The 221-nt window shown below is 46.2% G+C and carries 1 pseudogene; it reads left to right on the top strand.

Features of this window, described 5'->3' with window-relative positions:
* Positions 1–221, top strand: a pseudogene (locus AC0QH1_RS00265) (hypothetical protein); the annotation flags it as partial.

Here is a 221-nt window from a genome sequence, read left to right as displayed (position 1 = left end):
ACCGATAAAGACTATAACGATATTATCTTCCAAGTTCGAGGTGCGAAAGGAACTGCGCCATTAATGGATAGCGTAGTGGCTGAAGGCAAAGACTGGCGCACAACCGATATGGGTCAGGCATTGGTGGAGTATGCGAAAGCTTATATTACGCCAGACGAACCGAATTTCGATGAGGCTTTAGGAGATTTGGTGTCTGACCTAGAATCGGTTTTAGAGGACAC

The sequence above is a fragment of the Phormidium sp. CCY1219 genome (assembly GCF_055795085.1).
The sequence above is the reverse complement of the archived record's forward strand: the minus strand, read 5'-3'. Positions and strand labels throughout refer to the sequence as shown.